General features: G+C 38.2%; 2 protein-coding genes. Both read left to right on the top strand.

The annotated features are described in order from the left end of the window. Positions 1-153 (top strand): putative dsRNA-binding protein (locus tag V7659_RS27930; RefSeq protein ID WP_335543325.1); only part of this gene is annotated, 153 nt, incomplete at its 5' end. A 46-nt stretch (positions 154-199) separates the two neighbouring features. Beyond that, positions 200-2,145, top strand: a 1,946-nt coding sequence (gene smc, locus V7659_RS27925; protein WP_335543324.1) for a chromosome segregation protein SMC, incomplete at its 3' end; no start/stop codon positions are given.

Below are 2,145 nucleotides of genomic sequence, written 5' to 3'. Positions count from 1 at the left end.
CAAGAAATAGGACCTGCCCACAACAAAGAATTTGTTTCAAAAGTTTCCTTGAATGGTAAGGAATTAGGTGTAGGAACCGGAAAATCAAAGAAGGAAGCCGAACAACATGCCGCCCAAATGGCTTTAGACATATTAAAGGCTAAAACAACTTAGAATGACAAAATGTTTGCAGGNNTGCATGCATAGGGAGGATTAAGAAATGTTTTTAAAACGGTTGGACATTATTGGCTTTAAGTCCTTCGCTGATCGTATAGGTGTTGATTTTGTTCCAGGTGTAACGGCGGTGGTAGGTCCCAATGGCAGTGGAAAAAGTAATATAACCGATGCCATCCGTTGGGTTTTGGGGGAACAATCAGCTAAATCGCTAAGAGGCAGCAAAATGGAGGATATTATTTTTGGCGGAAGCGACACAAGGAAGCCTCTGAATTTTGCTGAAGTGACACTGACCTTAGATAACCAAGACCAAGGCTTGTCCCTTGATTATAACGAGGTAAGTGTGACGAGAAGAGTAACCCGATCGGGTGAGAGTGAATTCTTAATAAATAAACAGCAATGCCGACTTAAAGATATTATTGATTTATTCATGGATTCTGGGCTAGGACGAGAAGCATTTTCGATTATCAGCCAAGGAAAAGTGGAGGAAATATTAAATAGTAAAGCAGAAGAAAGACGAACGATATTTGATGAAGCGGCTGGGGTTCTAAAGTATAAACATCGTAAGAAAAAGGCGGAAGTGAAATTGTTTGAGACACAGGACAATTTAAACCGTGTAAATGATATACTTCACGAACTCGAAAACCAGGTTGAGCCATTAAAAATACAGGCATCAATGGCCAAGGATTTTCTGGAGAAAAAAGAGGAACTTGAAAAGTTTGAAGTTTCCTTAACCGTTTATGAAATCGAGGATCTCCATCAAAAATGGGAAGACCTTTCAAAACAGTTAAAAGTACACCAGGAGGATGAACTCAAAATCTCATCTGAACTGCAAGTAAAGGAAGCTAAAATTGTTGAAAAAAGAGATCAGATAGCTGCATTCGATGAGTCAATTACCGACCTCCAAAACGTTCTTCTTCATGCCACAGAAGAACTGGAAAAACTTGAAGGTCGAAAAGAAGTCTTAAAAGAACGGAAGAAAAATGCCTCTCAAAATAAAGAACAGCTTCAAACGAACATCACCGAATTAACTGATAAAATTAGCCAGTTAAAAAGGAATCGCGACAGTTTTTCTAAAACGGTTGAGGACCTTGGTAAGCAAGTAAACCTATTACAAGTCCAATTAAAAGAAAAACAGGCAAAAATGCAGTTGTTTAATGAAAATATTGAAGAAAAAATTGAGAACTTAAAAAGTGAATATATTGAAATACTTAACGACCAAGCTGGTGCAAAAAATGAATTGAAATACATTGAACAGCAGCTTGAACAGCAGGAAAGAAAAAGTTCCCGTCTAGACGTTGAAAATGACAAGTTTATTGAAGAGCGGCTAATCGCGAATGGTAAGAAATCTGAAATCCAATCCTCATTAAACGAAATACAACAAAAAATAGAGGACCAAGTCGGTGCTTATAGAGAAAAGCAGCGAAAGCTTGAAACATCGAAAAACAATTATCAAAAACAGGAAAAGACTTTGTACCAGGCATATCAAATTCTTCAGCAGGCACAGTCAAGAAAAGTTATGCTCGAAGAAATGGAAGAAGATTACTCAGGCTTTTTTCAAGGTGTCAAAGAGGTTCTTAAAGCACGAGGGAAAAACCTTAAAGGAATTGAAGGGGCTGTAGCTGAACTTGTTACTGTTCCAAAAGAGTATGAAACTGCATTAGAAACTGCTTTTGGCGGGGCACTGCAGCATATTGTGGTAGATAATGAACCAAATGCACGATCAGCTATTCAATATTTGAAACAAAATTCTTTTGGCAGGGCTACATTTTTACCTTTAAGTGTCATTAAGGGGAGAGCATTGTCTTCAGTCCAATTAGCTTCGATTCAAAATCATCCATCCTTTATTGGAACAGCCGTCAGTCTTGTGAAATTTGATCCTAGGTTCGCGGAGGTTATGAGCAGTCTCCTTGGAAATGTGGTTATTACGAGAGACTTAAAAGGTGCCAATGAATTAGCAAAAATTCTTCAATACCGCTGCCGGATGGTTAC

Source organism: Neobacillus drentensis (assembly GCF_036966985.1).
GTDB classification, from domain to species: domain Bacteria; phylum Bacillota; class Bacilli; order Bacillales; family Cytobacillaceae; genus Neobacillus; species Neobacillus drentensis_E.
Note: the sequence above shows the minus strand (reverse complement) of the source record. Positions and strands in the feature narration are given on the sequence as shown.